Source organism: Bradyrhizobium sp. 142, assembly GCF_023074015.1.
Taxonomy (GTDB): Bacteria; Pseudomonadota; Alphaproteobacteria; order Rhizobiales; family Xanthobacteraceae; genus Bradyrhizobium.
The window spans coordinates 1-5,980 of sequence record NZ_JADPKQ010000006.1; the positions used below are offsets into that span (position 1 = coordinate 1).

The 5,980-nt window shown below is 59.2% G+C and carries 3 protein-coding genes and 2 pseudogenes; 1 reads left to right on the forward strand and 4 read right to left on the reverse strand.

Annotated features, from left to right (window positions below; all coding sequences use genetic code 11):
- Nucleotides 1–240 precede the first annotated feature (240 nt).
- Complete coding sequence (locus IVA82_RS00695; RefSeq protein ID WP_247388485.1) at nucleotides 241–447, reverse strand: hypothetical protein; 207 nt, start codon at nucleotides 445–447, stop codon at nucleotides 241–243.
- Between the two features lie 2,778 nt (nucleotides 448–3,225).
- Between IVA82_RS00695 and IVA82_RS00700 the strand changes: the two are divergent.
- Nucleotides 3,226–3,396, forward strand: a pseudogene (locus tag IVA82_RS00700) (hypothetical protein); the annotation flags it as partial.
- A gap of 840 nt (nucleotides 3,397–4,236) precedes the next feature.
- Here IVA82_RS00700 and IVA82_RS00705 read toward each other — a convergent pair.
- The 3 genes and pseudogenes from IVA82_RS00705 to IVA82_RS00715 all read right to left on the reverse strand — a co-directional run.
- Nucleotides 4,237–4,659, reverse strand: a complete 423-nt coding sequence (locus IVA82_RS00705; RefSeq protein ID WP_247388481.1) for a hypothetical protein — start codon at nucleotides 4,657–4,659, stop codon at nucleotides 4,237–4,239.
- 16 nt (nucleotides 4,660–4,675) lie between these two features.
- Complete coding sequence (locus IVA82_RS00710; RefSeq protein ID WP_247388482.1) at nucleotides 4,676–4,897, reverse strand: hypothetical protein; 222 nt, start codon at nucleotides 4,895–4,897, stop codon at nucleotides 4,676–4,678.
- Nucleotides 4,898–5,711: 814 nt separating this feature from the next.
- A pseudogene (locus IVA82_RS00715) lies at nucleotides 5,712–5,894 on the reverse strand (ATP-binding protein); the annotation flags it as partial.
- Between the last annotated feature and the right edge of the window lie 86 nt (nucleotides 5,895–5,980).

Sequence of the window (5,980 nt, forward strand, 5' to 3'; positions counted from 1 at the left end):
GGTGACCCGGATGGCCCGTCGAGGCCTGTCCGTTAATGAGGTCGCACGCGCGCTGATATCCATGATGGTCCGGAGCAAAACAGCTCCAACTAGAGACCGGATACATTGATGCAAGACCGCTTACCACCAGATCGACGAACCTCTTGCAACGCACGGCCGAGGCCCGTCAGCGTGAACCGGCGCCCTTATTGACAATCAAACGGCTAGGCACGAAGCTTGCTTTTATAAACGCGTTGAACGCTATTCGTACCTTTTCCGTTCTCTGTAGATTTCTTTTATCCATACGGAGGCACCATGACCGACGAGGAAGTCGCCCGTCTGCGCGCCCATGCCAGCAACATCAGCCGATATCGACGGCTGCTTAAAACCAATCTCTCGGACCTTGAACGCCGATTTTTGGAGCAGCGCCTGAGCGAGGAAAGGTCGGCCGTCGATAGTCTCGCTCAACCCGCTCCCACCCGACGGACGGAGCACGGACAGTCAGTTTGACGCGGGTGCGTTTTTGACCTTTGCTCGTGCCGCAATACTCAACGATGGCATTGTTGGAATTACCGCACTGTCTGATGATCGCAGGCCCTTGCTGGTCGGTGCCGGCTCTATTGGTCTCCTCGTCAGCGGAAGGAAGGCGGACGAAGGTCGATCCACCTCCAGACCAGCCGATCGATCGCCGGCTTTGCAACTCCAAATCAAAGAACACCACCAGTCACCCCACGACCCGCAGTAACTCGCGCGCGTTCCGAGGCCCGAGCCTGAGGCCGAAGTGGACCGGACCCGGCCTGACCGGATCAAGGCGGCCAAAAAGCGACCTCGTTCAGCGAAACCGTTTTTCAGAACCACGAAGCGATGCGGAAACAAAACCGTTCTACGTTCTCAAGGCACCTATAGGAGCGAGGAATGCGAAATCTTTAGGCGCCGTTTTACTCGCGGTAGCCTCCGCAGGTTTTCACGTTCTGATCTCGGCCTCCCTTTCAGCAGCTCGGGATGCGAGAGCCGCGACGTTTTCTGAACGGTTTGCGCCAGCGCTTGAGTCCCTTTCCAGCAGCTAGCGCAATGAAATTAGCTGGCCTCAGACTTGGGTGTGTAACCCCCAGAACGCAATTTATCGGCTGAACCTCATCGATCCTGTGCAGACCCACGAGTATCCGGGATTTTTGCTAATCCCAAAAGTGATCGATCATCTGCATGGTCAGGAAATCGAAGAAGAACTGACACAACATTGATCCGAAGGCGTCGCTTTCGAGTATAAGGTGATAGGCCCGCCAGCGCGAACCGGCGGAGCGCTCGTTTACCGCCTCAGCCGGCGGGCATGTGCTGCCAGACGCTGTCGGTTGCGCTTTCGGTGCGTTCGGCGCCGGCGCGTCATCGCGGCAAGCAATCGCTGTGCTGTTAAGCGATCCGCTTGAGCTCATCGGCGAGCTGACGAGCAGCCAAAGCGCCCTTGCGGAGCTCGTCGACAGGGTGGACCGGTTAGCCCAGCGGTTCGTTTCGCCGGAGTCTGCCCGCGACCATCACGGCAAGAGAAATCCGGTTACACCGGCGACGCAGAGGATTGCGCTGCCTACCGGCCCGCTGTCGACCGGTAACGGGGAAGTCCATGAGATGGGCGCTGTCGGGAGGGCGCCAACCGCTCGCCGGGCCGACAGTTCTGATGCCTGCACCTCCCGCCGAATGACGATCTCGAGCGCCGAAGCCATGGGCGCTCGGAGCTGATAGTGCCAGCCCTCCCGGCCGATCGCGTCGGTATTCGGCCAGTCTCCGCCCTCATCCTCGTCAGCTTTGCGAGGCGCAGCACGGCGACCACCCCGGCCAGCGTCGTGGGCTGCGTCGTCGCGAGCTTCCAATCAATTTCGTTGGCGGCATCGCGAACCGCACCGCACCGCACTGCTGCCCGTCGCGTGTCCGATGATCTACCTTAATTGAATTCGGCTACTGCCTCCGCGTCGCAGCCCACGGCAAATGGGCGCGGTAGTTCTTTCCGGCGGGTGATAGGGCCGGCAAGCGCACACGGCCCGCCCACGCGGATGCAGCGTGAATCCCCGGCGAGAGGTCGCAGCGAGAGTTTCTGAGGCTCCGCGAGCATCCACCCGTAATAATTTGGTTAAAAAACCAATTCCCCGTGCAGGGGAAAATTTGCTTGTGTGCGCCTCAATGTCGCTCGCCGTCAGCCTGCCATGGAGGCGTTGAGCGATGCGACAAAAGGCCAGAATTTTGAAGCCAACGCGCGGTCTGCCCGATCTCCTCAAAATGCTCCAGGAGCTCGAGGACCTGAGAGAGAGAGTCCGGCGCGCAGAGGCAGCCCGGGTCCTGCACTAATGGCGACGGACTCCTCGCAACATCCATCCCCTTTCGGCGCGCGCGGCACGCACCTAAGGAACGTTACAGCCAGTTACCGAATTCCGCTGGTATGGAGTGGTTCTCTGCACCTTGGATCGTGGCGGCCGCGTTCATCATCGGTGTCATCGTTGGTTACGGCATCCGGGCGCTGATTTCCGCTAGGCGTCGAGCGGGAGCCCGCCGCAGGCGCCATCATTTCGAATGACGGGCCATTGCGCTCGCCCTCCTCTGAACACCACACTGCTCCTTTGAACACAATTGGCACTTACAGGAGCGGGATGTTCAGGCCCATATGGCCATGCCTGGCCGCCATCACGTTGTCCGGCTGCGCGAGCAACCCCGATGCAGGTGGGGTTAACGCAGCCATAGGCGCGCATCTGGCTGACATGCCCAGTGGTTGGGAGGCTTGCGTCCTGATGCGCCGCCACGACCAGGCACTCCTAGGTACGAAAAGTGGATGGCTGAGCGAGCCAAAGAGGCGGCTCGCCCGAAGAGCGGTGACCGTCCTGCGCAGCAGTGAACACTTGATGCCTTCCCCCTTGCGCTCGCCCTACGGTTGCGGGCAGGGCTGGTCGAGCTGGGTTGAGGGCGAAGGGGAAATGAACGAGTTAGAGCCGGATTCCTGGCGTTCGCAGTGGCTTTGGTTTGGGACGGCGCTGTTGGCTATGTTATGGCGATCTCGACTAGGTTTCCAGTTTAGAGCGGACCTCGATCGCCACCACTGATTTGGTCAAAAATCCATCCCGTCTGGGGAAATCTGCTTAGGGTTGCGCTTGTGTAACCTGGGATTGTGTGGAAAACAGATGCACACGTCGAGAGACGGGGCGGCGGCAAAACGAGTTTGCGCGTCGATTAAGCCGCGACATCGACGGTCTTCGCGCCATTGCCGTAATGTCCGTCGTGATTTTTCACGGGTTCCCCGACACCCTTCGAAGTGGCTTTGTCGGTGTCGATATCTTCTTCGTTATATCGGGGTTTTTGATCACATCGATCATCCTCAATCATTTGGAGAACGGCCGTTTCAGCTTCGCCACCTTCTATGCCCGCCGAATCCGACGGATAAGGGCGGGCGCTGAAGAACGGACGGAAGCACCTCGTCATCAATGGCGAAGTGACTGATCGCGATCGACGGCATCTCGGATGTGAACGCTCTGCACTCGCGCAGGTGGTGACGATCACCGGCCGCGGCCTCTTGAGAGATGCTCACTAACTTGGCGCGCAGCGGCGGCCGCTTCGGCCGGCAAACATTTAAAAACTTATGCCGGCTCGCGATCAAAATATCGATCCAAGCGCGCGAACTCGCCGGTCGCGTTCAGCCGTCGCTGGAGTTCCGGAATTAACCTGCCGTTGCGACATCAAGCTTAATTGGCGACTTAGATTACGGCGGCGCCCCAGATTGCTAGCCTTTGTGTACCGGACATTGTCCCGTCCGGGTCGACCCAGGCGAAGCCGTCGCTCTATCATATTCGGCGTGGCGTGTTCGTTTGCCCGGCCACGCGCGCGAGTTTGATTTTGAAGAGGCCGTCAAAAAACGAAACGCTCGACCTCGTGGACGTGCGACGACAGATGCTGTTCTGCGAAGCCGGCACTCTGACAATCTCGGGTTACGCATCTGTTGAACAGGCTGCTGATCAAGATTGCATATCTCAGTGAACCAGAGAGCCCTGCTCACGCGGACCAGTTGCGTGAAGCGTTCAGCCGAATAATGACAGATGTGGCGACCATCACGAGAGGATCACACCGCGCGCCCGGAAAGGCTAACAAGTAGATTGCATTGCAGACAGTGATCGCTACGTCGTGAGGTTACCTGTAGTCGCGGAGGTGCCGATGTATCGGGTAAACGCCGCCTTCGCGGCAAGGGGGCCGCCGCCATCACAAGCGGCGGCCCCGCCCGTGAGCGGCCTAGTAAGCACGCCGCACAACTCGGGGCAGGGAGGGCAGTCTCGGAGAAAACCGGTGGGCAAGCGCGAGCACTGCAGCTTCGTCAGTTTCGAGCGCGATCTTCTGGGCGAGCATCACATCGCCAGCTACCAAGGTAGGTTCGGGAACGAAACACCACCCGATCTTAGGCTGTCCTTTTTCGTCGAGCTCCAAAACGTTGCTCACCGTCCCTTGGAGAATTCGATATCGCCGCCCCGTGTGAGAGCCTGTCACTTCGAAATAACCATCGGCATCAAATTGCGTTCGCTGCTCTGGGGACAACCATTCCCGCAGAAGCCGCCGCCCGCGTGCGTCCGGGCCGTTCTGCTCGATGAAGCTCCGATAAAGCTCACGCAGGGCACGCAACCGCGCATCATTAGCGTCGCTGCGGTTGAACAGAAACATTGTCGCGTCGCGAGGCTTAGCCGCCGACGAGGCGCGGATAGAATAGCGTCTCATCCGCAGTGGGATCAAATGACCGTGTGATCCTTAGATCGCTGCCCGCCTTCCGGGTGGCGGCAGTAAATCCCTGATTAATAAGCTGCTTAAACCGACGCTCAGCCTCGGCGAGCCCCCTCAGATCGGTTTGTTCAAAGAAATGCCTGCTGTCACCTGCGTGGTCCATAACGATCTGAGTAGCCATGGAAGAAACTCCGCATTCCATTAGCCTCTAAGAGGAAGAACCTCGCGGCTCCGAATTGCGTTCCTAGTCTCGGAAAATTTCGATGCTTCGATCCCTTTGCATCGTCCATCTCAAAGCTTGATCCGCCGCGATCTGACGCGGGCGCAACGGGCGAAGCTGATCGCTAAGCGGAAGGCGGACTATGAAGCCGTGCATCCGGAGACGAAAAACGGCGGTAATCCCTCTGCGATACCCAAGTGGCGAGCTTGAAATCGGAGGATACGCGGATCCAGCCGATGGCTCGTTCATCGAAAATGCCCGGCGCCTTCTGAGTTCCACCTCAACGCCAGCAGGCTCATCCCACCCATAAAGTGTCCGACACTGCACCAAGATGCTGAGAAAGCTCTCGCCAATCGCGAGTACTTCCAAAATAGACCTACAGCATTGGGCGGGAAAAGAGATGACGTCCCTGACAAGGTGTGTTCGATGGCCTCAATGACGCTGAACGCACAGATCGGCAGGACGGTCGACGATCTGCGACGGTCGGTAGCGGGTGCGCCGATTCCAAAGTGCACCAGCATCATAATCAGGCCGATTACGCCCCCCGACTGCGCATACCGGTGAAGGCGACCACGCTGACCGGCGCATGGAGACCGCGTGATCCGGTCGATGACGACCAGGGCGGCGCACGAGCTTGATGGCGCCGTTGGATTTATTTTCTGATCTCAGTATTTGAGGTTCGGGTCAAGCGATAGGTGGAGCCCGTGCGCGGCGCGAAGTGACCGCCACGAGTCAAACGCAGCGCCGCGCATGGGCGGGCCGGAGGGCGCATTGTTCATTTTTTCGCTCCTGTCGGCGGTTTTGTGACCGTCCTATCCGCCGCGCTCGGCCCCGGCGCTGAGGTATCCGACTTGGCCGTCTTGGGATCGCGCATCGATGGCCCATCGAGCGCAAGACGATGGGCGTTATGCACGAGGCGGTCGAGGATAGCGTCGGCGAAGGTCGGATCGCCGAACACGACAGAGTACCCCTATTTTGGAACGGGTCGTGTCTCACGTCACGATCACCGACCCGCATCATTTTCTGTTCGGGCACCGGCTTGAG

Coding starts and splice junctions, on each gene's coding strand:
- IVA82_RS00705 (WP_247388481.1), bottom strand. CDS start 4,659: ATGTTTCTGTTCAACCGCAGCGACGCTAATGATGCGCGGTTGCGTGCC.
- IVA82_RS00710 (WP_247388482.1), bottom strand. CDS start 4,897: ATGGCTACTCAGATCGTTATGGACCACGCAGGTGACAGCAGGCATTTC.